Annotated in this window: 17 protein-coding genes; 9 read left to right on the top strand and 8 right to left on the bottom strand. The window is 69.5% G+C overall.

Annotated elements, in window-relative coordinates; all coding sequences use genetic code 11:
* Positions 1-21 precede the first annotated feature (21 nt).
* Positions 22-807 carry a GntR family transcriptional regulator gene (locus tag G3I71_RS04200; RefSeq protein WP_164312540.1) on the top strand — a complete coding sequence of 262 codons (786 nt, stop codon included), beginning with the start codon at positions 22-24 and terminating at the stop codon, positions 805-807.
* Positions 808-1,340: 533 nt separating this feature from the next.
* On the opposite strand, the gene G3I71_RS04195 is transcribed toward G3I71_RS04200, so the two are convergent.
* The 5 genes from G3I71_RS04195 to G3I71_RS04175 form a co-directional block, all read right to left on the bottom strand.
* Positions 1,341-2,693, bottom strand: coding sequence for a hypothetical protein (locus G3I71_RS04195; RefSeq protein WP_203729278.1), 1,353 nt, complete (start codon positions 2,691-2,693; stop codon positions 1,341-1,343).
* A gap of 677 nt (positions 2,694-3,370) precedes the next feature.
* Complete coding sequence (locus tag G3I71_RS04190) at positions 3,371-4,702, bottom strand: hypothetical protein (protein ID WP_164312539.1); 1,332 nt, start codon at positions 4,700-4,702, stop codon at positions 3,371-3,373.
* Between the two features lie 148 nt (positions 4,703-4,850).
* The gene (locus G3I71_RS04185; protein ID WP_164312538.1) at positions 4,851-5,504 is read right to left on the bottom strand and encodes a TetR/AcrR family transcriptional regulator; all 654 of its coding nucleotides are present in this window, start codon (positions 5,502-5,504) and stop codon (positions 4,851-4,853) included.
* Positions 5,505-6,242: 738 nt separating this feature from the next.
* On the bottom strand, positions 6,243-8,273 hold the full coding sequence (locus tag G3I71_RS04180; RefSeq protein ID WP_239148880.1) for an acetoacetate--CoA ligase: 2,031 nt from the start codon (positions 8,271-8,273) through the stop codon (positions 6,243-6,245).
* 139 nt (positions 8,274-8,412) lie between these two features.
* Entirely contained in the window at positions 8,413-9,201 is a 789-nt protein-coding gene (locus G3I71_RS04175) for a GntR family transcriptional regulator (RefSeq protein ID WP_164312537.1), read from the bottom strand.
* 176 nt (positions 9,202-9,377) lie between these two features.
* Here G3I71_RS04175 and G3I71_RS04170 point away from each other — a divergent pair, with 176 nt between their 5' ends.
* The 6 genes from G3I71_RS04170 (at position 9,378) to leuD (ending at position 15,629) form a co-directional block, all read left to right on the top strand.
* The gene (locus G3I71_RS04170) at positions 9,378-10,688 is read left to right on the top strand and encodes an alpha/beta hydrolase (protein WP_164312536.1); all 1,311 of its coding nucleotides are present in this window, start codon (positions 9,378-9,380) and stop codon (positions 10,686-10,688) included.
* Positions 10,689-10,761: 73 nt separating this feature from the next.
* On the top strand, positions 10,762-11,943 hold the full coding sequence (locus tag G3I71_RS04165; RefSeq protein WP_164312535.1) for a homogentisate 1,2-dioxygenase: 1,182 nt from the start codon (positions 10,762-10,764) through the stop codon (positions 11,941-11,943).
* Between the two features lie 74 nt (positions 11,944-12,017).
* Complete coding sequence (gene leuB / locus G3I71_RS04160; protein WP_164312534.1) at positions 12,018-13,169, top strand: 3-isopropylmalate dehydrogenase; 1,152 nt, start codon at positions 12,018-12,020, stop codon at positions 13,167-13,169.
* A complete protein-coding gene (locus G3I71_RS04155; RefSeq protein ID WP_164312533.1) occupies positions 13,144-13,581 on the top strand; it encodes an SRPBCC family protein in 438 nt (145 codons plus the stop codon). Before leuB ends, G3I71_RS04155 begins: the two co-directional genes overlap by 26 nt.
* A 3-nt stretch (positions 13,582-13,584) precedes the next feature.
* Positions 13,585-15,018: a 3-isopropylmalate dehydratase large subunit gene (gene leuC, locus G3I71_RS04150; protein WP_164312532.1), complete on the top strand. Its 1,434-nt coding sequence runs from the start codon at positions 13,585-13,587 to the stop codon at positions 15,016-15,018.
* A gap of 5 nt (positions 15,019-15,023) precedes the next feature.
* The gene (gene leuD, locus G3I71_RS04145) at positions 15,024-15,629 is read left to right on the top strand and encodes a 3-isopropylmalate dehydratase small subunit (RefSeq protein ID WP_164312531.1); all 606 of its coding nucleotides are present in this window, start codon (positions 15,024-15,026) and stop codon (positions 15,627-15,629) included.
* Between the two features lie 4 nt (positions 15,630-15,633).
* Here the strand turns inward: leuD and G3I71_RS04140 are convergent, their stop codons facing one another.
* Both G3I71_RS04140 and G3I71_RS04135 read right to left on the bottom strand, forming a co-directional pair.
* On the bottom strand, positions 15,634-16,491 hold the full coding sequence (locus G3I71_RS04140; RefSeq protein ID WP_164312530.1) for an NAD(P)-dependent oxidoreductase: 858 nt from the start codon (positions 16,489-16,491) through the stop codon (positions 15,634-15,636).
* 30 nt (positions 16,492-16,521) lie between these two features.
* Positions 16,522-20,052, bottom strand: a complete 3,531-nt coding sequence (locus G3I71_RS04135) for an indolepyruvate ferredoxin oxidoreductase family protein (protein WP_164312529.1) — start codon at positions 20,050-20,052, stop codon at positions 16,522-16,524.
* Between the two features lie 115 nt (positions 20,053-20,167).
* Between G3I71_RS04135 and G3I71_RS04130 the strand changes: the two genes are divergently transcribed.
* Together G3I71_RS04130 and G3I71_RS04125 are read left to right on the top strand one after the other, a co-directional pair.
* On the top strand, positions 20,168-21,337 hold the full coding sequence (locus G3I71_RS04130; RefSeq protein ID WP_164312528.1) for a CdaR family transcriptional regulator: 1,170 nt from the start codon (positions 20,168-20,170) through the stop codon (positions 21,335-21,337).
* A 422-nt stretch (positions 21,338-21,759) separates the two neighbouring features.
* The gene (locus G3I71_RS04125) at positions 21,760-23,193 is read left to right on the top strand and encodes a hypothetical protein (protein WP_343242841.1); all 1,434 of its coding nucleotides are present in this window, start codon (positions 21,760-21,762) and stop codon (positions 23,191-23,193) included.
* 63 nt (positions 23,194-23,256) lie between these two features.
* Here G3I71_RS04125 and G3I71_RS04120 read toward each other — a convergent pair whose 3' ends face one another.
* Positions 23,257-23,751, bottom strand: a complete 495-nt coding sequence (locus G3I71_RS04120) for an Ig-like domain repeat protein (protein WP_203729276.1) — start codon at positions 23,749-23,751, stop codon at positions 23,257-23,259.
* Between the last annotated feature and the right edge of the window lie 33 nt (positions 23,752-23,784).

Genomic DNA, 23,784 nt, shown 5'->3' with positions numbered 1-23,784 from the left:
GGCAGGGTCGAGTGAGGCAACGTGAGCACTGATCGCCAACCACCGCCGACCCAGTCGATCACCTTCGACCCCGCCGTCCCGCTGCACCACCAGGTGTACCTGCACCTGCGCCGCGAGATCGCGGACGGTCTGTGGCTGGATCGCACGGACTTCCCCGGCGAACGCGAGCTCGCCGAGCGCCTCGGGATCAGCGTCATCACCAGCCGGACGGCCCTGGACCGGCTGGCCGGCGAAGGCTGGATCCGACGCCAGCGCGGTCGCCGTCCGCAGGTGGTGCACCGGCCCGAGAGGGCCGAGGCCCGCCCCGGGCCCAGCACGCTGGAGGCCACCGGGCCGTACCGGCCGTACACCTACCAGGTGCTGCTCGCCGAGACGGGCACCGCGCCGGCCGAGGCACTGACCGTGTTCGGCCTGCAGCCGGGCGGCGACCTGTGGCAGTGCGTGCGACTGCGCAGCTACGACGGGTCGCGGCACAGCGTCGCCCACAACGTCCAGCAACCGGTCATCGGTGAGCGCCACACCGGGGAGCAACTCGACCACGAGCCCATGCCCAAGCTCCTCGTCGGCCAGGGCCACACAGTCGCCCGCATGCGGCGCCGTATGGGTATCGCCCACGCACCCGCCGTGGTGACAGAGGCGCTCGGCCTGACCATCGCCGACCAGATGCTGGTCGCCACCATCACCGTGCACGACCCCGACGACAGGGTCCTGGAGTGGGTCAGGATCTATCTCCACCCGGACTACGACACCCCCGAAGAGACCATGGATCTCACCACCGGGAACTGGTCGGCAGCCGAGCCGATGTGACATGGTCGCGCTCACGCGGGCCAAGCCTCGTCTCCGATGCGGTCTTGAGGATCTTCCGTGCCAGCCTCAACTCCACATCTACTACGGGGAGTTGTTTCAACTCATCCCGTTCGGCGGTCGTCAGCCGGTCGTCGCGTTCGCTGCGCTCGGCCTCCGCATGGCCGACCCGGCGACAGCTCGGTCTGGCGGCCAGGCGGAGATGTTCATGGACGGGGGCTCCGGGTGTCCGGAAATCCTCGGGGCGCACGGCTCTTCGAGCAGTCGGGCGTACCAGCGATGATGTCGGTGACGCGCGGTGGTCACGGCAGGCATGGCCAGGTGTTCCTGCTGGTCAGGAATCCATCTCTGAGTGCAGCGAGCTGAAGCGGATCCGGCGGGAGATCGCCGCGTTCTGGGGCAAGCCGCTCCCGGTGTCCGCCCGACCGCCGTCGGCGAGGACAGCGAGCGGGCGGCGGCCAACCTGCGATGACGGAACTTCCGGGATTCGGCCAGAGCTGATCCTCTTCCTCGGTCGCTCGGCCGTATGTCCGTCTTCACCCGTGGACCATGGGATGAGAGGTGTCCAGGCGGACCAGCTTCCGACCGTCCCGTGCCGAGATCTCCGCGGTGTCGAGGCCGGGCACGGTGCCCCGCACGTGTACGGCGTCGGAGTGTGCTCCTTCGGCGGCGATTCCGTGCTTCGCCGAGAACTCCCCGATCTCACCCTCGATGACTACGGTGATGACGTCGTCTCCCTTCGTGACGATCCCGCCGTCGGAGCGGAACGTTCCGATGCTCCCGCTCTGCTTCACGTCGAGGGCAGCGGCCTTGAGCGGTACTTGAACCCCGTAGTAGAGGCTGTAGCCCTCGCCGCCGAGTGTCGTGAGATCGCCGCGGATCTCCAGCAGCGGAAGCGGCTTGGAGACGACGATGCCGACACCGCCGTCTCCGTGCGTGGTGATGCTGTCGAAGACGGCGTGCTGGAGGGTGCCGTCGTAGAGGTTGAAGCCGCGGCCGCCGGGGCCCATCGTCGTGATCGGCGCGCGCACGTCGAGCAGGTCGAGGGAGCCGAACTGGACGAATCCGACGCCGCTGGGTCCGTGGGAGGTGATGGGCTGCTCGACGGTCCACGTGCCGACGTCTCCCCAGTTGTCGAACACGGGCTGGTTCGCGCCGTAGGTGACCACCGTGCCCGCGTTGGTCACCTGCCGGATCTCGGCACCGGAGACGACGAAGACACCGCCGGAGATGAGGTCGAAGGTCTGGGGCACGATGCCGCTGTCGGCGTGGACCTCGCCGGTCCGCAAGGTGGTGACGGCCAGCTTTCCCCCGCTGCCGTTGTACACGCCGTGGCCGCCGACGAGGACACCGGTTCCGCGGATCGGATGGTCGGCGGAGCCGGCCGCGATGTCGAGCAGCTCCGCGGTGATCGTGACGTCCGGATCTGTGTGCATGTTCCAGAGAGTGAATCCACCCTGCTGCACCTCGATGAAGCCGGGGGCCCAGCCGTGCGGCCGCTCGAACCTCCCGCGGAGGTCGGCCGCCGCCACCGTGAGACCGTCGACCCGCACATGGCCGCCCCGCACCGCGTCGCGGGCCAGGAGCAGGACCTGACCGACGGTCACGACATTGCGCAGGTGGAGCTCTCCGAGGCCGGCGACGGAGGTGTCGTTGAGGATGGCCGCCTCGTGTTCCTGGGTCTCGATCCGGATGTCCTCGAGCAGGTTGTCGCGGGTGAGGCGGACACCCTTGGCGTTGAACCCGAGGACGCCTCCGCGCAGGCTGACGCCCTCGGGAAGAGTGAGCATGGGAAGACCCCTGATCTCACCCGTGATCTCGATGTCCTTGCTGCCGGAGGTGACGGCGGCATTCAGTTCGGCCGCCGTCGTGACCGTGTGCCTCTGCATGTCCGAGGGTTCCCTTCAGAGTGGGGGATGGAGGAGGTTGTCCGGGCGGACTCGGTCTCGAAGCCGAGGCGGAGACCGTCCAGTTGCGGGACGCATGTCCCAGTGGCGATGGGTGTAGGCGCTCGCCACCGGGGGCGATGCGGCAGGCCGACCGGATCGACAGCCAGGCCGCTCCTGACCGGAAATGGCGGGGCTGCCGGCTGTGACGGAGGCCTCCGTACGGAGCATGACGACCGGTAGAGTGCGGCCTTCATGCCGTCGCCGGGGTGGACGTTCACCAGGCGGGTGGAGGACATCAGGCTGTGCCAGGCGCACCGGCACAGGAAGCCGGCCGGCTTGCGGGGTACGGACTCCACGACGCTGCCCCCGCGCTGAAGTAGCCGTACGGCAGCGACCGTCCGTCGAGATGCTCCGCCCCGCGCGTCCGTGTTCCGGCTCGCACGAAACGACGTCGAACGCATGCTTCGGTACGGTCACCCCCTCGCCCGGCGCGTGCCGCGGCCGCCCGTTGCCCATTACTCCCCCGGCTCCGCGAAGGGGATTACAGGCCGTCGCTGACCACTGTGCGCGGCGCCGAAGGCGAGTTCGTGTCCGTGATGAGGCATGGCAGGGCTCCTGTTGCTCGCGGTGAGGGGACGCTTGGTGCTTCTGCCAGGCGGTCGCGGCAGGCGGCGGGGTCAGACGGCGACCCGGTCCCTGCCGTCGGTCACGGTCAGGGTGACGGCCTCCAGCCCGGGCACGTCACCGTGGACGTGGACGGCGTCGGAGTTCGCGCCCTCGGCGGCGATGCCGTCCGCGGCCTCGAAGTGCCCGACCGTGCCCTCGATGCTGACGGTGGCCATGTCGTCGCCGTGCGAGACGATCCGCCCGGTGCAGGCGAACCGTCCGATGTCGCCGCCGGGCTTGACGCTGAGTGCGATCGCCTTGAGCGGGACCTGTACGCCCTTGACCAGGCTCAGGGCCTCGCCGCCGAAGGTGGTCAGGTCGCCGTGGACGTCCAGGACGGGCAGCGGCATGGAGACCTGGATGCCGACCGCTCCGTCGCCGTGGGTGGTGATGTCGGCGAAGGAGGCGTGGCGGATGGAGCCGGCGTAGAGGTTGAAGCCGCGTGCGCCCGCGCCGTGGGTGACGATGGGGGCGCCGATCTCCAGCCGGTCGATGGTGCCGAAGTTGACGAAGCCGATCCCGCTGGGCCCGTAGGAGGTGATCGGGGCGGTGGTGCGCCAGGTGGTGACCTGGGACCAGTTGTCGAGCACCATGTCGTTCGGGCCGTGGGTGGTGACCGGGCCGGCGTTGACGACCTCGGTGACCTCGGCGCCGGTGATGACGAAGACGCCGCCGCCGAGCAGGGAGGCGTTGCCCGGAGTGATCCCGCCGTCGGCGTGGATCTCCCCGGTGCGCAGGGTGGAGATGGCCAGACTGCCGCCGTCGAGGCCGTAGCGGCCGTGACCGGAGACGAAAACCCCCACGCCGGCGACCGGCCGCTCCGCGGTGCCGGTGGCGATGTCGAGGAGTTCGGCGGTGATGTGGACCGTCGGGTCGGTGTGCATGTTCCACAGGGTGAAGGCGCCCTGGATCACCTCGACGTAGTTGCCGCCGGGCCCGCCCTCGGGCCGGTCCGCGCGGGCACGGGTGTCCGCGGCGTCGACGGTCAGCCCCTCGACCCGCACATGCCCTGCCCTGACCTGGTCCCGGGCGAGCAGCAGAACCTGCCCCGTGGTGCGCACCCCGCGCAGGGTGAGGGTGCCGAAGTCGGCCACCAGGGTGCTGTTGCCGACGGCGACCTCCGTCTCCGCGCAGCGGATCGTGACGTCTTCCAGGGTGTTGTCGCGGGTCAGGCGCACGCCCTTGGCCGCGAACTCCAGCGTCCCGCCGCGCAGCCGGACGCCGGCCGGCAGTGTGATCGGCGGCAGAGCGGACAGGGTGCCCTGGACCTCGATCGCTTCGGATTCCTTGGCCAGTGCCTCCAGCAGTTCTGCCGCCGTGGTCACCACATGCCATTCGCTCATGACTTCTCCAAGTGTTCTCTTGCGGGGTGGTAAGAGGTGGGCTGCCGGCCGCCCCGCGCCTCATGGGCGGGAGCCGGTGTGGGCTGGTCGCGCACGTCGTCAAGTGCCCTCTGGTCCACCTCGGAGAGGAGGCGGACCGGGCGTGCCTTCATCGCCCTTCTTGCTCGGTGTCCGCGTACGGCGACGGGCGTCGGGCCGCTTCGAGTGAGTTCCGGGCCTCGGCGACGAGAGCGGGTACGTGTTCATCGAGCTTGAGGGAGAGTTCGCTGGCCAGCCAGTCCTCCCAGGCCAGGCGGAGGAGGAACAGCGCCAGGCCGGCATCGAGCCGTGCCCGCTGCCGGACGGAGGCCGTGTCCTCACGTTCTGACGTGACCCGCTCGGCCGCCACCTCGGTGATGGCGGCCTCCCAGGTCACGAAGGCCGAGGCGAGGTGGCCGCGGTACTCCGTCAGCCGGGCGTAGCGCAGCGAGCGCCGGCGGTTCATGGGGTCCTCGACGAAACGCTCCGCGATCTGCAGGAACGAGCCGCAGATCGCGTCGAAGACGGGCTCGTAGGGTGGGCGCTCCCGCAACGCCGCGCAGTGGTCGGCGACGGCGGACCTGAGGTCGAGCAGCAGTGCGTCGGCCTTGGTGTCGAAGTGGTTGAAGTAGGTGCGGCGGGACACGCGAGCGCGCTCGACGATCATGTCGATCGTCGTGGCTTCGTACCCGCCGTCGACGCCGCCGTTCTCCTCGAACAACTCGTCGGCGGCTTCCAGGATGCGCCGCCGTGCTTCCAGGCGGCGGCGGGTGTGGCCGTCCATGGCATCTCCTCGTATGGACCCTCGGACATCCGTGAGGGGGCCATTTATATTTTTACACTAGTGCACATTTCTGGGTCAAGGTGATGCGCCTCACGTGAGTGGCCTGCTCACCGTGGACGGGGCGGTGGCAGTACCAGTCGATTCACTCGGCGGTGGCCGCAACACCTTCGACGTGGAGGTGTGAGTGGTGGCGAAACCGAAGCAGTGTGCGGCGGCGGGCGGCCGATCCGTCCGCTGTTGCGGTCACCGGGGCGGCCCCCGGTCAACCGCCGGGAGGAACGGCAGCGTTTCTGGCGGAAGATCGCTGAAAGGCTGCCCGGTGAAGACGCCGCGGTCGCGTGTGGTGGGTCGCAGCCGTTGAGGTCACGGTGGTTCGTGAGGGTGGCGGCATGTCGCCGATCAGCCTGGAGCCGTCCAGCAGTACGTGCAGGACTGGCTTGCCGACGCGGTCACCGCCCCGGACGGCGGCGAGATCCCGGGCCCGCAGACGCGCTGGATCGGACGAAGGCGCGGACGCAGACAGGGCCGGCGCTGGACAACCTCCTGGAGCCCGGAGCGGATCGCCCGGCGTCTCCCGGTCGGCTTCCCCCATGACGAGTCGATGCGTACCTCACACGAGGCGATCTGTCAGACCTCTGCACCCAGGGCGCGGAGGTCTGCGCCGTGAACTGACCGTGTGCCGGCGCAGACCTCCGCGCCCTGCGGGTCCCGCACCTCGTGCCGCGGTGTTCGCCGCCGTCAGCCTCGGGCAGCAGCGGATGGCGATGCCGACGACCCGGAACCACCGCGGCTGCCGATACGGCGCCTACCGAACTCGGCATACCAGCCGAGCGAGTCGGCGTTGACGACGGACTCCCGGGCGACACCCCGGTCGTCGATCCTGCCGAGCAGGAGCTGTTTGACGGGTACTTCGAGCCTCTTGCCGGTGAGCGTGCGGGGGACTGCCGGGGCGAAGACGATCTCGTCGGGCAGATGCCTGCGGGAGAGCTCGGCGGAGATCCGGTCACGTATCTCCGCTTCGAGTCCGGAGCGGTGGGCCTGGTCGGCGTGGTCCGCGGTGACGACGAACAGCGGCATGTAGTACCCGCCGTCCGGCAGCTCGAGACCGATCACCAGGCTGTCGGCGACGCCCGGGATCAGGTCGACCACGCTGTAGAGGTCGGCCGAACCCATGCGTACCCCACCGCGGTTCAGCGTGGCGTCGGATCGCCCCTGCATGACGATGCCACCGCGCTCGGTGAACTCGATCCAGTCCCCGTGGCGCCAGACGCCCGGATAGGCCGAGAAGTACGCGTCCCGGTACCGGGCGCCGTCCGGATCGTTCCAGAAGCCGACGGGCATCGACGGCATCGGTTCGGTGATGACGAGTTCACCGAGGGCGCCCACCACCGGCTCTCCGCCCTCGTCGAACGCCTCGATCTTCGCCCCGAGCGCCGGGGCGGACAACTCGCCACGGATCACGGGCAACCACGGTGATCCGCCGACGAAGGCGCTGCACACGTCGGTGCCACCGGAACAGGAGTCGAGCCGGACCGCCGGGCCGAGTTCGTCGTGGATCCACGACCAGGTGCTGGGCGGCAGCGGCGAACCTGTCGAGACGACCGTGGTGAGCGCGCTGAGATCGCCGGCGGCCACGGGTTTGACGCCGGCGCGTTCGCAGCCGGTCAGGTACGCCGCCCCGGAACCGAACACCGTCGCCCGCGCCGCCGCGGCGACGCGCCAGCTCTGCGCCGGATCGGGGTGTACGGGGCTCCCGTCGTACAGAACCGCCGTCGCCCCGGCGAGCAGCGCCCCGACCAGCAGGTTCCACACCATCCAGTTGGTGGAGGAGTAGAAGTAGTAGCGATCGCCCGCCCCCACTCCCGCGCCGAGATTGAGCGTCTTGAGATGCTCCAGGACGATGCCGCCGTGGCTGTGCACGATCCCCTTCGGCCGTCCGGTCGTGCCGGACGAGAAGAGGATCCACAGGGGATGTGAGAACGGGACCTCTTCGAACCGCGGCTCGGCCGGTTGGGCGATCGCGTCCGCCCACGGCATCCGCTCCGGTGTCGGCTGCGGGGGGTGCTCCTGCGCGCGTGGCCGGACGACGATCGTACGGCGCAGGGAAGGGATCGCTGCTTCGATCCGGCGCAGCACAGCACCGCGATCGTGGTAGCGCCCGCCGAAGTGGTAACCCTCCACCGCGATCAGCACCTTGGGTTCGACCTGCTGGAACCGGCCGATCACCCCCTCCGCGCCGAAGTCGGGCGCGCACGACGTCCAGATGGCGCCCAGCGAGGCGGTGGCCAGCAGGGCCACGACCGCCTCGGCAACGTTCGGCAGGTAGGCGGCGACGCGGTCACCGGGACCGACGCCGATCTCCCGCAGGGTGCGGGCGAGTGCGCCGACCTGCCCGGTCAGCTCCGCGGTGGAGGTCTCTTCGACGGCCCCGTCCTCGGAGACCGACACCAGTGCCGGATGCTCGCGGGGCGCCCGGGTGAGCATCTCCTGTGCGTAGTTCACCGTCGCACCCGGGAACCAGACGGCTCCCGGCATGACCCGCTGTTCGAGGACGACCTCACCGGCGTTCGAGCCGACGTCGTAGTAGTCCCAGATCGCCCGCCAGAACTGCTCGATCTCCTGGGTCGACCACTTCCACAACGCGCCGTAGGAGTCGAACGACAGTCGGCGGGACCCATCGAGCCACGCCAGGAACCGGTCGAGTTCGCCCCCGCCGCTGCCGGGGACCGGAGGGGTCCAGAGCACATCCGCGTCGATGTCCATGTCCATGGGGTTACCTCACCTTGCGACGGCACTCGGGGAGTTGCGAAGCGATGGCCGGCTCGCCTCGGTCAGACGCTAGGCGTGAGGAATCACGGAGTCAATGAACACATACGAATATGTGTTATCGGTCGCGTCGTCGGCCGAGTCACTCCAGGGAGATCTGCCAGGAGTCGGTCGTCAGGTCGAGGACCTCCTCGGGTTCGATCCGGTCCGGGTGCGAGTAGGCCCGGAGCCACTCCACCACCTCGCCCGACCGGGCGTAGGCGATCAGGAAGGTGACCAGGACCGTCTGGTCGATCGAGATCCGCAGGTGACGGGCGACCAGGGGAGGGGGAAGTCCCACGGTGAAGCGGCGGTGCATCGTCGCGATCTCCACCTCTTCGGCCTGGAAGATCTGGGCCATCGGTTTGTTCTCGAGCATCCGCCGGGTGTGTCGCAGGCCGACCTCGGTCGGCTGCACGTTCTGGGTGACGATGTCGGGGCGGCCGTCGAGTGTCCGCAGTCGCACGCACTGCCAGAGGTGGCTCCCGGGCGACAACCCGAAGGTGCGGCACGCGGCGGCGGGAGCGATCCCGACGCCGGCTTCGAGGAGCCTGATCTTCATCCGCCCGGCCCGCCCACGCCCGGTGGACACCGAGGTCAGGGGCGGCGGCTGCGGGCCCGGTTCGGTGACCGTGTGGACGGCGCGGGTCCGCACACCGCGCCTGCGGATCAGCATGCCTTCCGAGGCAAGGCGTTCCAGAGCGGCCCGAGAGGTGATCACGCTGACGCCGAAGCGTGTCGCGAGGTCTCGTTCCGTGGGGAAGTCGGTGCGCCCGACCCAGAGGCCGTCCAGGATCTCGGAGCGCAGGTGGCGGTAGATCTGCACCTGCATCGCCACGTCCGGATCGAGGACGTCGCCGTCGTCGGGAACCTGCTCGGGTCGACTGCTCACGACAGCCCGTCCTTCCACGCACGTGTTGCGCATATTGACATGTGTATACGAGACCAGAGTAGTGGCAGGTGCGAGCACGGTGACCGGTGCCTGCCGAGTTGTGAGCTGTCCAGTTCATTGACAGACCCATATTCACATGTGAACCTGAAATCTGATCGTCACTTGTGGAGGACGCTGTGAGTGCCGGAAAGAGCCACCTACTGCCCCAGCCGCCGCTTCCGCCGGAGTTGTTCGTCACCTCGGAGCGCCGGGTACGCGGCAGCGTCAACGCCTACCGGATCGAGCAACTGCCGGCCGGGACCCGCCGGGAGTACCGCGATGTCACGGCGACGGACGGCGCCCTGTCGTTCGGCCTGCTGCATCTGCCTCCCGGGCCGCGACCCGGGTCGGTCGCCGTCTTCATGCACCCCAGGGAGAACCAGAGCCGCCAGTACCTGACCCCCTACCTCCTTGAGGCCGGACACGCCGTGTGGGGGCAGACCAGCCGCGGACTGCACAACGACACCGACCTGGTGCACGAGGAAGCGCTGCTGGACACCGCGGCGGGCATCCGGATGCTCAGGGACGCCGGTTTCGAACGGATCATCCTGATAGGGAGCAGCGGGGGGACGTCCCTGCTCTCCTACTACCAATGGCAGGCATCCCTGCCGCCCGAGGAACGGGTCACCCACGGCCCGCACGGCGCCCCGACCCGGTTCGCCACCGAGGACATGCCGCCGGCCGACCTCTTCGTGGCGCTCGCCCCGCACTCCGGGGAAGGCGTCAGCCTGCTCAACATGATCGACCCCGCGGTCGTCGACGAGTCCCATCCGGTGGCGATCGACCCCGAACTCGACATGTTCAACCCCGACAACGGCTACCGGCCCTTCCCGGAGCCCAGCAAGTACGACCCCGACTGGCTGGCCGGCTACCGCGCCGCACAGCGCGCCCGGGTGCACCGCATCGACGTACTGGCCCGGACGCTGCTCACCGACTACCAGGAGGCGAGGCAGGCCGCCGACATCGAACGGCTCGGCTCGCCGACCGCGCGCCGCGCCCTGATGACCCCGTACATGACCGTGTACGGGACGGTCGCCAACCCGGCGCACACCGATCCGAGCATCCACCCCAACCACCGGCTGCCCGGCAGCATCGCGTCCGCGGGGCACCCGCTCAGCGGCGGCTACGGCCCGCAGTCGCTGGGCCGGCTGGTCACCGCCCGTGCCTGGCTGTCGACCTGGAGCGGACTGTCGGCCAGGGCCGAGTGGGCCCACGCGGCGGAGCACATCCGGGTTCCCACCCTCGTGGTGCTGCCCCTGGGTGACTCCGACGCCTACCCGGAGGACCAGCGGGAGATCTTCTCGCGCGTTCCGGTGACCGACAAGACGCTCACCACGCTCGACCACGCACACCACTACCTGTTCCTGCTGCCCGGCGCCCCCGTCGACTACGACCCGCGGGAAAAGGCCGGACAGATCGTCACGCGATGGCTCGCCGAGCGCATCTGACCGTGGCTCTGTGACCGCGTCGTCCCTGTGACCGCGTCGTCCCTGTGCCCAGGCCCCGGAAATGAGGTAAACAGTGCCGTTCTACCGTGCCGTAGGAGCGCTTCCCCCCAAGCGCCACGTGCAGTTCCGCAGCCCAGAAGGCCGCCTGTACCGCGAAGAAGAGATCGGCAAGGAGGGTTTCTCCTCCGACTTCGCGATCCTGTACCACAACAACGCGCCGACCGACGTGGTGTCCATCGACACGTGGGAGCTGCCCGACCAGGAGTCCCGGCCGAACAACCCGCTCGTGCCCCGGCTCCTGTACACCCACAAGCTCGACCAGGGCGGCGACGCGGTCCTCAGCCGCCGCCTGCTGGCGGCCAACTCCGACCTGCGGGTCAGCTACGTCGTCGCCGACCGTCCCAGCCCGCTGTACCGCAACGTCTCGGGTGACGAGCTGTACTTCGTGGAGTCGGGGCAGGCGCGGGTGGAGACCGTGTTCGGCGTTCTCGAGGTCGGCGCACTCGACTTCGTGGTGATGCCCAGGGCTGTCATCCACCGGGTGGTGCCCGTCGGTGAGGAACCCCTGCGTCTGCTGATCAGTGAGGCGCGGGGAAGCGTTCGTACCCCGCGCCGCTATCTCTCGGACCAGGGCCAGTTCCTGGAGCACTCGCCCTACAACGAACGCGACCTGCGGGCGCCCGCGGAGCCCTTCGTCGTGGACGAGGGCGGCGACGTGGACGTGTACGTCCGCCACCGGCACGGCGGCACCCGATACACGTACGCCAACCACCCGTTCGACGTCGTCGGATGGGACGGGTGTCTCTACCCCTACGCCTTCGACATGGCGGAGTTCCAGCCGTACACCAACCGTCTCCACCAGCCGCCGACCAACTTCCAGGCGTTCGAGGCTCCGGGCTTCGTCGTGTGCGCCGCGGTGCCGCACGCGACCGAATACCACCCCGATGCCGTGCCCGTCCCGGGTGCTCACACCAACGTGGACTCCGACGAACTGCTCTTCTGGACCGAAGCGGCGGGCGGAGCCCGATCCGGTCACGGCATCAACGCCGGCGCGATCACCTGGCACCCCGGCGGCTTCACGCACGGCCCTCGCGCAGGGGAACTGGAGAGGGCCGTCGCGGCCTACCAGCCGGGCGTCATCGAGATGCGCGACATGTGGGCCGTCATGATCGACACCTTCCAGCCCCTGGAGGTGGGCGAGGCGGCGCTCGCCTGCGAGAACGGCTCCTATCTCAGCTCGTGGCGTGGTGCCTGACCGGCCCGGACACCCGGACGGCGCGGTACCGAGCGTGTGAACACGGAAACCAGAGGACGAGGACGAGGACGAGGATGAGCGCTCCAACGCTGCTGCTGCTTCCCGGAGACGGAATCGGGCCCGAGATCTTCGGCGCGATGGAGCCGATCTTCGCGTGGCTGGCGGAGCGGACGGACCCGCGGATCGAGATCCGCGAACGACCCGCGGGCTACCGGGCCTTCGCCGCCGAGGGAGCCACGATCAGCGATGAGACGCTGGCCCTCGCGGCTGCCAGCAGCGCGGTCCTGTTCGGCGCGGAGAGCACCGAGGAGTACGCGCGACTGCCCAGGGCGGACCGGCCGGAGCCGTGTGTGCTCAAGCTCCGCAAGGGCCTCGGCGGCTACGCCAACCTCAGACCGGTCGCCACGTATCCGGCACTGGAGGAGTTCTCGCCGCTCAAGCGGGAGGTCGTTCGCGACGTGGACATGGTCATCGTCAGGGAACTCCTCGGAGGTCTCTACTTCGGTCGCCCGCAGGGCATCGAGACCATCGGAGACCGGCGGCGGGCGGTCGACAGCCTGGTGTACACCAGCGACGAGATAGAACGGATCGCCCTCGTGGCGTTCGAACTAGCCCGGAGCCGCAGGAGTCGCCTGTGCTCCGTCGACAAGGCGAACGTCCTGGCGACGGGCAGCCTGTGGCGCGACGTGGTGACCTCCCTCGGCAGGCAGTACCCCGACGTGGAACTCACCCACATGTACGTGGACAACTGCGCGATGCAACTGGTCCGCCGCCCGGGCCAGTTCGACGTGATCCTGACGGAGAACACCTTCGGTGACATCCTCTCGGACAGCGCCGCGATGGTCGTCGGCTCCATCGGCATGCTGGCATCCGCGACGCTGGCCGGGCCGCCCGCCGACGGCTCGGCGCCCGGCCTGTACGAGTCGGTCTCCGGCACCGCCCCGGACATCGCCGGCCAGGGCATCGCCAATCCCGTCGGAACGGTGCTCAGCCTCGCGCTGGCACTGCGGTACTCGCTGGCATCACCCACGTTGGCGTCCGAGCTGGAGAAGGCCGTCGAGACGGCACTCGGCGCGGGAGCACGCACGCGCGACATCGGGGGAGACCTCGGCACGGCCGACATGGTGCGGGCGATCGCGGCCAACCTGCGCGCGGACAGTGCGCCGGGCACGACGACGAACAGCGAAGGAGGCAGAACCAATGGAGCTTCTGCGAATGGCCCGTGAGATCCGCGCCGAGATCGATGACGTATGGTCCCTGGTCGGAAACTTCGGCGGCCTGGGCCGTTGGATCCCCGAGATCGGTTGCACCCTCGAAGGCGACGGTTCCGGGGCCGTCCGCACCATCACCTACCCCGACGGCCATGTGGTGTGCGAGCGGCTCGACGCTCTGGACGACCATGACCACGTGATCGCTTACACCATCGTGAGTGGCAGCGCCGTCCCGGTCGAGAACCTGAGCGGCACGATCCGGTTGCGGCCGGGGTCGGCGGCCGGGCGTACCTCCGTCGAGTGGGTCGTGACCGCAACCTCCGACAACGGTATCGACCTCGCCGAACCGCTGATGGCCCTCGCGGGACGTGCCCTGGACCGCACGCACCGCCTGGAGCAGGCGGTGCGTGCCGGGAGAAGGGACTGACTCATGCCGAAGACCCTCGCCGAGAAGGTCTACGACGCCCATGTCGTGCGCAGCGCGGACGGTGAACCCGACCTGCTCTACATCGATCTCCACCTCGTGCACGAAGGGACCAGTGCGCAGGCCTTCGACGGTCTGCGCGCCGCGGGGCGCACGGTCCGCCGGCCGGACCTGACGATGGCGACCGAGGACCACAACGTGCCGACGACGGACCTCCTCGCACCGATCGCCGACCCCGTGGGCCGGGCCCAGGTGGAGGCGCTGCGGCGCAACACGGCCGCGTTCGGCATCCGCGAGGCCCCGCTCGGTGACCGCGACCAGGGCATCGTGCATGTCATCGGGCCACAGCTGGGCCTCACCCTGCCGGGCATGGCGATCGTGTGCGGCGACAGCCACACCTCGACGCACGGCGCGTTCGGGGCGCTCGCGTTCGGCATCGGCACCAGCGAGGTCGAGCACGTGCTGGCCACGCAGACGTTGCCGCAGTACCGGCCGAAGCAGATGGCGGTGACCGTCGACGGCGAACTGCCGCCGGGCGCCTCGGCGAAGGACCTGATCCTCGCCGTCATCGCGCGGATCGGCACCGCGGGAGGGCGTGAGCACATCATCGAATACCGCGGCGCCGCGATCGAGGCACTGTCCATGGAAGCCCGGATGACGGTGTGCAACATGTCGATCGAAGCCGGCGCCCGCGCCGGAATGATCGCCCCCGACCGGACCACGTTCGACTACGTGAAGGGCCGACCGCACGCGCCGCGGGGCGCCGACTGGGACGCCGCCCTCGCGTACTGGAAGACCCTGCGCACCGACGAGGGAGCCGTCTTCGACCGCGAGGTGCACATCGACGCCTCGTCCGTGACGCCGTACGTCACCTGGGGCACCAACCCCGGTCAGGCCCTGCCGATCTCCGCAACGGTGCCGGACCCGGCCGACCTCGCCGACGAGAGCGAGCGGCGGGCCGCCGAGTCGGCGCTGGCGTACATGGGCCTGACGGCCGGAACCCCGCTGCGCGACATCGAGGTGGACACGGTCTTCCTCGGGTCGTGTACCAACGGGCGGATCGAGGATCTGCGGGTGGCCGCCGAGCTGTTGCGGGGACGGAGGATCGACCCGGACACGCGCATGCTGGTCGTTCCCGGATCCGTGCAGGTCGGGCTCCAGGCCGAGGCCGAGGGGCTCGACCGGGTGTTCATCGAGGCGGGAGCCGAGTGGCGGGGTGCCGGATGTTCCATGTGCCTGGCCATGAACGCCGACCGGCTGGCGCCCGGTGAGCGGGCGGCCTCCACCACCAACCGCAACTTCAGGGGCCGCCAGGGCAAGGGCGGACGCACCCACCTGGTGTCCCCTGCGGTCGCCGCCGCCACGGCGCTGACCGGACGGCTGGCCGCCCCGGCCGCCCCGGCCGACCTGGCCGGCACCCCGACCCCTCCCGGAGCGTGAGCCCGATGGAAGCATTCACCACACACACCGGCACCGCGGCCCCGCTGCGCCACTCCGACGTCGACACCGACCAGATCATCCCGGCCGAGTACCTCAAGCGGATCACCCGCACCGGGTTCGAGGACGGGCTGTTCGTCGACTGGCGCAGGAGCGACCCGGACTTCGTACTCAACCAGCCGCGGTACGCCACCGCCTCGATCCTCGTCGCCGGGCCCGACTTCGGCATCGGATCCTCCCGGGAGCACGCCGTGTGGGCGCTGCTCGACGGCGGCTTCCGCGTGGTCGTCAGCGCCCGGTTCGGGGACATCTTCCGCACCAACTGCACCAAGGCCGGTCTGCTCGCCGTCGTCCTGCCCCAGCGTGAGGTCGAGGCGCTGTGGGAAGCCACCGAGGCCGACCCCACCCTGCCGGTGACCGTCGACCTCACGGAGCGGGAGGTCCGGTACGGGGACAGGGCGCTGCCGTTCCAGATGGAGGACTACACCCGCTGGCGCCTCCTCAACGGGCTCGACGACATCGGTCTGACCGAGCGCCACCGCGCCGACATCGACGCCTACGAGGCCCGGCGGTCGGCCTGGCTGCCGACCGCCCTTCCGGTCGGACCCAGGTAGTCGTTCAGTCAACCCGTCGGCTCGTCGGCTCGTCGACGAAGATGTCGTACTCGATCCCGTCCGGGGCCCCGTACCCGGAGAGATCCGCCGTACCGGCCTCGCGCAGCACCTCGACGTCGAGGAACGTCCTGCCGGTCGGGGCGGGCGAGGCCGTCAGGACGCGTACCGCGGCGTCGGCCATGATCTGCGGGTCCCGCGCCTTGCGCATGGCCGCCTCACCGCCCAGGAGGTTGCGCACCGCGGAGGTCGCGATGGTCGACTCCGGCCACAGGGTGTTGGCACGGACTCCGGCCTGCGCGTATTCGGCCGCCCAGCCCAGCGTCAGGAGGGTCATGCCGTATTTGGCGGTCGTGTAGGCCGGGTGCGCGCCGAGCCACTTCGGGGAGAGGTTGAGCGGCGGTGCCAGGCTGAGGATGTGGGCCGAGCCGGACCGGCGCAGGTACGGAAGGGCGGCGCGGGTGAGCAGGAACGTGCCGCGCAGCTGGATCTGCTGCATGAGGTCGAACTTCTTGACCGGCAGATCCTCGCTGCTCTGGAGCGCCAGGGCACTGGCGTTGTTCACGCAGATGTCGATCGCGCCGAAGACCTCGACCGTTCGCCGTACCGCTTCGGCCACCGATTCCTCGTCCCGGACGTCACCCACGACGGCGAGGCCGCGCCCGCCGGCCTCCTCTATCGCCTCGACGGCGGTGTGGACCGTCCCCGGCAGGGTCGGGTGCGGGCGGTCGGTCTTGGCCAGAACCGTGACGTTGGCACCCAGGCGGGCCGCGGCGACCGCGATCGCCTGCCCGATGCCGCGGCTGCCGCCCGAGATGAGCAGGGTTCGCCCTTTGAGGGCACCCGGTGCGATGTCAGTGGACATGGTGGTTCTTTCTCTCGTACGGGACATGGCTCACGGTTGGGCGTCGAGGGACGCCATGAGGGTTGTCAGGCGGCTGCGGTAGAGCTCCACGTTGGCGAGTTTGATCTCCTCGTATCCGCGCACCAGGTCGGGGAGGTTCACCAGCTCCAGGACCACGTCGCGGGTCGCCGGTGTCAGTCGCGCGAGCGCGTGGTCGACACCGGCCACGTATTCGGCGATCAGCGCACGCTCGACGCGCCGCACCCTGGCCATACCGAAGGGGTCCAGCTTCGTACCGCGCAGGGCGCGCATGCGGCGCAAGGTCACGAGCGCGGGTTTCGCCCACCGGCCCAGGGTCATCTTGTTCTTCATCCCCCACGCCTTGAGCACCGGCGGATGGAACTTGTACGCCCAGGTGGCGCCGGCCCCGAACCGGTCCGTGATCACCTCACCGAGTTCCGGGGCGAGGCTCAGCCTGGCCACCTCGTACTCGTCCTTGTAGGCCATCAGCTTGAAGAGGAAGGTTGCCACTCCCTCGGTGATCTCCCCGGCCGCGCCGAGGACCAGTTCCTCACGGGCGCGCACCTTCCGGACCACCTGGGCGTAGTCCCGCGCGTAGGACTCGTTCTGGTACCCGATGAGCTCGTGCACCCGGCGGGCCACTAGGGCGCCCAACGCCGTGTCCGTTCCGGCGCCGATCCGGCCGGCGATCGCTGCGGCCGCCGCGCTCGGCGAGGATGATGTCGCCTCGGGGGCTGCCACGGCGCGGTTCAGGGCCTCGGGGTCGGCGACCGCCTGGCGGCCGCGGCGGAACGCCTGGATGTTGCGCTCGACCGCGGTGCCGTTCAGGGCCAGGGCTTTCTCGATGCTCTCCGGAGCGATCGGCAGGGCGCCGGCCTGTGTGGCCGCCCCCACCAGGAAGGTGTTGGCGTACTGGTCGTCCCCGAACAGCCGGCCACAGATCTCCCGGGCGTCGACGCACACCAGGTCGCGGGTCCGGCGGGCGATGACATCGAGGGTCCGGTCGGCGGTCGGGAACGTCACCTCCACATGGGTGACCATGGCGCCCGTCGGCACCTCGCTGGTGGAGACGACGGCGATCGTGCGGTCGGGGGAGGTGATGGCGAGGTTGTTGTCCGCCGCTGCGACCAACAGGTCACAGCCCAGGTACAGGGAGCACTCACCGGCCCCGACCTTGTTGGGTCCCCGTTCGCCGCTCTCCGACAGGAGCAGGTCGGAGACCACGGCGCCGCCCTTCTGCGCCATGCCCAACTGGTCGAGCCCACGGACGTGGTGGCCGTCGATGACCGCTGCCGTGGCGAGTACCTGTGCGGTCGTGACGACACCGGTGCCGCCGATACCGGTCATACGCAGCCCGAAGCCCTCCACGGGTGCCTGGACGTGCGGCGCGGGAAAGACGTCGGCGGCCAGCGGCTCCGGGCTCCGGCGTCCGCCGCCCTCGCCCGGCTGGACCACGACGAACGAGGGGCAGTCGCCGTCGACGCAGGAGTAGTCCTTGTTGCACGACGACTGGTGGATCTGCGTCTTGCGTCCGAACTCCGTCTCCACCGGCTGGACCGAGAGGCAGTTGGACTTGGCCCCGCAGTCGCCGCACCCTTCGCACACCCGCTCGTTGACGAAGACGCGGGTGGCCGGATCGGCCACCTGCTGTCGCTTCCGCTTGCGCCGCAGCTCGGTGGCACATTCCTGGTCGTGGATCAGCACGGACACGCCCTCGACGCGGGACAACTCCTCCTGCGTCTCGATCAACCGGTCGCGATGCCGCACCTCCACACCGGCGGGCAGCCGTACGCGGCGGTAGCCCTCCGGTGCTTCGGTGGTGATGACGACCCGCCCGACCCCCTCGATGAGGAGTTCTCGCACCATGTCCAGGACGGACAGGCCCCCGACGGGCTGCTGTCCTCCGGTCATCGCGACAGCGCTGTTGTAGAGCAGCTTGTACGTGATGTTCACGCCGGCCGCGACGGCGGCCCGCACCGCGAGGCTTCCGGAGTGGTGGTAGGTGCCGTCACCGAGGTTCTGGAAGATGTGGTCCTCCTGGACGAACGGAGCGAGGCCGACCCACGCGACCCCCTCACCGCCCATCTGGCACAGGCCGATCACGTCGCCCGTCCGGTCCTCGTCCATACGGACGATCAGGCCCGAGCAGCCGATACCACCACCGACGAGGGACCCGTCGGGGACCCGTGTCGAGCGGTTGTGCGGGCAGCCGGAGCAGAAGTACGGCTGGCGAGCCAGCAACGGCAACATGCGCCGCGCACGCGCGTCCGGCTGAGAACTCCTCGGCGCGAAAAACCCCTTCAGACGCGTCTCCAGCCGGGCGGCGACCGCCTCGGCGATGACCTCCGGCGGCAGGTCCGCGTCAGCGCGCAGCAGGTGCCCGCCGTCCGGGCCGCGCTTGCCGAACACGGCCGGTGCGCCAGGACGCCCGTAGAGCAGGTCCTTGAGTGCCAGCTCCACGAAGGCCCGCTTCTCCTCCACCACGACGATCTCGTCGAGGCCGTCCGCGAACTCCTGGACGACGTGGGGTTCGAGCGGAGAGATCATGCCGAGCTTGAGGACGCGGACACCCGAACCGGGCCGGTGCACATCGATCCCGAGACGGCGCAGGGCCCGGAGCGTGTCCAGGTACGTCGCGCCGTGCGCCACGAAGCCGATGGCCGCGGCGGGGTCGCCGACGATCCGGTTCAGGCCGTTGGCACGGGCATACCTCCGGGCCAGCTCCGGCCTCGTGTCCATCAGGGACCGCTCCAGACCCGCGAGGGTGGGCTGGAGGAAGTCGGCGGACACTTCGTGGACGTAGGGCCGCCCGCCCACGATGTTGTCCGGAACCACCGGCTCGACGTGGAGCGCGTGCAGATCGACGGTCATCCCGCCGTCGACCACGTTGGTCGCGAGCTTCAGTCCTGTCCACAGTCCGCAGAACCGGGAGAGCGCGACGCCGTGGAGGCCCAGTTCGAGGATGTCCTGGGCATCACAGGGACTCAGCACGGTCATGCCGATCTCGGCCATCGCCATCTCCGAACTGCTCGGCACCGTGGACGACTTGGCGACGGAATCGTCACCGACCAGCGCCAGGACCCCGCCCGTCGGCGCGGCACCGCCGAGATTGCCGTGCCGGAAGGCGTCGGTCGCCCGGTCGAGACCGGGAGCCTTGCCGTACCAGATGCCGACCACACCGTCACAGGTCGCCTCGCCGACCACCGAGACCAGCTGGGAGCCCAGCACCGCGGTCGCCCCCAACTCCTCGTTGACACCCGGGCGGAACACCACACCGTGTTCGTCCAGCAGCGCGGCCCTGCGGTGCAGCTCCAGGTCGTACCCGGCCAGGGGAGAACCCTCGTAGCCCGAGACCAGGGTCCGGGTGTCGAGCCCGTTCGCCCGATCGACGCGGCGCTGCTCCAGGGGCAGCCGGACCAGCGCCTGCAGACCCGACATATACGCGACACCGTCGCGCTTCTCGTACCGGTCCGTCAGCGTCACCTCCCGGCGGGTGGGCCGGGGAGGCCCCTGCCGGGGAGATGCGGGGTCGGAGGCATGTCCATGGGTGAGAGTCGACATGGATCGAGTATCCCCGTGGCCACAACGAAAATCAGTTGACGTGATCCCGGGATACCGGGCAATAGCCGCTAGCCTTTTCGTGGAATCCACGAAGACGAACGGAAGGGTTGCGGAGATGAAGGACGCCAGGCTCGCGCTCCTGTGCACGAAGGTCGACGCCGAAGCCCTCTCCGACCGGTCCCTGGCACGGATCCGCCACGAGCTGCCCGACTACGCCCTCGTGGACGCGGCCGAGCACGCGCAGGCCGTAGCGCTCCAGCACCGCAACCAGCTCGACGCGCTCGCAGAGGGGCGGGTGATCTCGGGAGAGGCACTCGGCGCGGCCGCGGTGCTGGCAGGCCGGCGAGCGCGTCAGGGAATCGACATCGAGGTGCTCATCGGCGCCTTTCACCTGGGCAACGAGACCCTCTGGGAAGCGCTCACCCAGGCGGCCGACGCGGACACCGAGGACGTGCTGCCGCAGGCGGCGAGCCTTCTGTTCGCGTCGCTCCCCGCGCTCGCCGCGACGATGGCATCCGCCCACGCAGAGGCGAGCCAGGCCCTGCACACACGACGGATCACGGCATCCCAGAGGCTGATCGAGCTGCTGCTCGCCGGCAGCGTGGAGACCGAGGCCCGCGCACACGCGCGGACACTGGGCCTCGACGCGGAGGGTGACTTCGTTGCCCTGGCATGGACGCGGGAGGGAGCCCCGACCGCCGTGCTGCCCGCCGGTTTTCTCCGGCGACTGGAGGCCATGGGTGCCCTGTTCGCCGTCGGTCAGTTCGCCGAGGAGAGCCTGGTGGTGTGTCAGGGCGTCGATCCCGTGGCTCTGGAACACCTGGGGGCACAGACGCTGGACCGCGGCCACGGCGGTGTGGGACTGGTCCGCCACGCCTTGCACGGTGCGGCCACGTCCCTCGGCGACGCACGCCTCGCCATGACGGCCGTTCGCGCCGGTCTCCCCGGGGCGGACCGCACCATGGCCCGGTTCGAAGAGGTCTGGGCCGATGCCTGCATGCACCAGGACTCGGCCCGACTGGCGGCGATCCTCGATCCCGTACGGCAGGTGGCCACCGACCACCGACACCTGGCCGACGCCGTGGTCGCGTTCGCCGGGGCCGACATGCAGGTCGCACGTGCCGCGGAGCAGCTGCATCTCCACCCGAACTCGCTGAGCTACCGACTCGACCGGTGGGGGAAACTCACCGGGTGGCATCCCCGGACCTTCCACGGTCTCCGCAAGTCCCTGGCGGCCATTGGCGCGCCGTCCAGGACACGCTTGGTTGACGACGGTCGGCGTTAGGGCCTGTTCGGACCTATGTGCATCAAGTCGACTCGGGCGCGCACGCAGTCGTTGAACACCGAGCACACCCGAACGCCTTCGCCGGCGCGATCCGCTGACCGGCCTCCGGATGCAACCTGAAGACGTACCGGAGCCGCGTTGAATCCCGGTAGCGCGTTCGGCCGACTTGCCCGCGCTTCTGTGGGTCGCTCTGTGTCTGCTGTGACGTTCCTAGGTAGTCGACGATATTGTTGACGATTCTTCCGGAGCGGACCTAGGGTCTCAATCACTGCGAAAGAGATGTGACCGTCGGGGCGGACGTTCCGGTCTGTGCGGTCGGCGACGGCTGACGATCGGCGCGGTGGCGTGTGCAGGTGGGGGTTTCGAGCCGAACTCCTTGTGCGAGTCGGCATATCGAGTCGTTTATCAAGGGAGAGAGATCAGTGAAACGCCGGAGTCTGCTCGCCGGAATCGTCGGCGCAACCGCTGTTCCCGCCGTGGCCGGGTGTTCCTCCGGGGCGGCGCGTACCAGCGTCGCCGGGGTGCAACTGGCCGCAAGTTCTGGTCACATCGTCGCGGGCACGGCCATCACCGAGGTGTTCGGGGACGGGCAGAAGCTCACCGCCGTGGCCCTCGAGTACGACACGGAGATCGACGCGTCGAAGCTGTCGCCGGCCACGTTCAAGGTCACCGACAGGACCGTGACCAACGTCTACGCCAACACCGCCGCGGCGACAGCGGGGCACGGGACCAACGGTCGCTACGTCATCATCGAGCTCTCGCCCCTGGACGAGGCGGCCCGCCTGTACGAGGACGGCTTCTCGGGTTCGTCGTCCTCCTCGCAGCAGCCCTCCGCGTCCGCCTCGGCCTCGGCTTCGCCGTCGTCGTCCGCGACCGTCTCGCCGTCGGGCTCTCCGTCCGGTGGCCCGGGCGGAGGCGGAGGCATGAAGAGTCCCACGCTGAAGACGGCGTCGGCCGAGGTGACCCAGGTCGGCACGGTGACCACCACCGGCGGTGACGCGTACGCCGCGAACAGCACGGCGATCACGACGAGCAAGGTCGACAACCTGATCGTCGATGACTTCCAGCAGCTGAAGTACACGGACGCCGACACCGGCAGGTCCCTGCAGTACAACCTGTTCGTGCCGAAGAACTACGACAAGTCCAAGTCGTATCCCCTGGTGCTGTTCATGCACGACGGGGGCACGGCGAGTACGAATCCGCTCATCACGCTGACCCAGGGGCTCGGTGCCGTCATCTGGGCCAGCCCGTCGGAGCAGGCCAAGCACGAGTGCTTCGTCCTCGCACCGCAGTTCACCGGCGAAGACGACGAGGGCAGCGACGGCAACGCACCGGCCCTGAAGACCATCAAGGGGCTCATCGACTCGCTGGCCGGCAAGTACAGCATCGACAGGAAGCGCCTGTACACCACCGGTCAGTCCGGTGGCACGATCACGTCGATCGCGCTCGACTTCACCTATCCCGGCCTCTTCGCCGCCTCCTTCCTCGTGGCCGGCCAGTGGGACGACCTCTCCCAGGTCAAGCCGCTGGCCAAGCAGAAGATCTGGGCCGTGGTGTCGCAGGGCGACGAGCAGGCCTACCCCGGCATGACCGGCATCATGGACACCCTCGAGAAGGAAGGCGCGAAGATCAGCCGCGCCGTCTGGGACGGGCAGCTGACACCGGGTGAGTTCGCTCCGCACGCCGCCCAGATGCGGGCCAAGAAGACCCCGGTCAACTTCGTGGCGCTGAAGAAGGGCACGGTGGTGTGGCCCGGCCTGACGGAGAACTCCGTCGACAACCACGTCTGCACCTGGCGGGCCGCCTACACGATCGAGGGAATCCGGGACTGGCTCTTCGAGCAGAAGAAGAAGTGAGCCGGGCGATTCCGTGAGCGAGGCGAGCCGGCCCGCAGGTGCGGACCGGCCCACCTGCGGGTCTCAGCCGGTGCTGCTGTTGTAGAGGCGGTCGCCGCTGTAGACGGCGGTGACGGTCCTGCCGGTCCAGGCGGTGGAGCGCCCGGTGAGGACGGCCTTGCCGCCGCTGACCCTGACGGGCTTGCCGAGGTCAACGCCGTCGGCCTTGAACTGGACGGTGCCGGCGGGTGTGGCGGGTTCGGTGGTCGCGGGGGTGACGGTGGCCGTCAGCTTCGCTGAGCTGGTGGTCACCGTGGTGGACGTGGCGCGGAAGCCGACCCGGGTGAGGAAGTCGTACAGGGTCTGCTGCCAGAAGGCCCAGGTGTGGCCGCCGCCGACGGAGTAGTAGGTGAAGGGCACGCCGGCGTTGATGAGGCCCTCGCGTTCGATGGTGGCGGTCATCATCGGCGCGTTGCCACCGAGATCCTCCTGGCCGATGGCGAGGTGGATGCCGAGCAGCTTCTTGAGGTCGGCGTTCTTGTAGGCGTCATCGACGGGCGTGTTGCCCGAGCCGGTCACCGTGACGGCGGGAGCACCGGAGGCCGGGGACCA

Origin of the sequence: Streptomyces sp. SID12501 (assembly GCF_010550245.1) — a bacterium.
Classification (GTDB): Bacteria; Actinomycetota; Actinomycetes; order Streptomycetales; family Streptomycetaceae; genus Streptomyces.
This window is presented reverse-complemented; position numbering and strand designations above follow the sequence as displayed.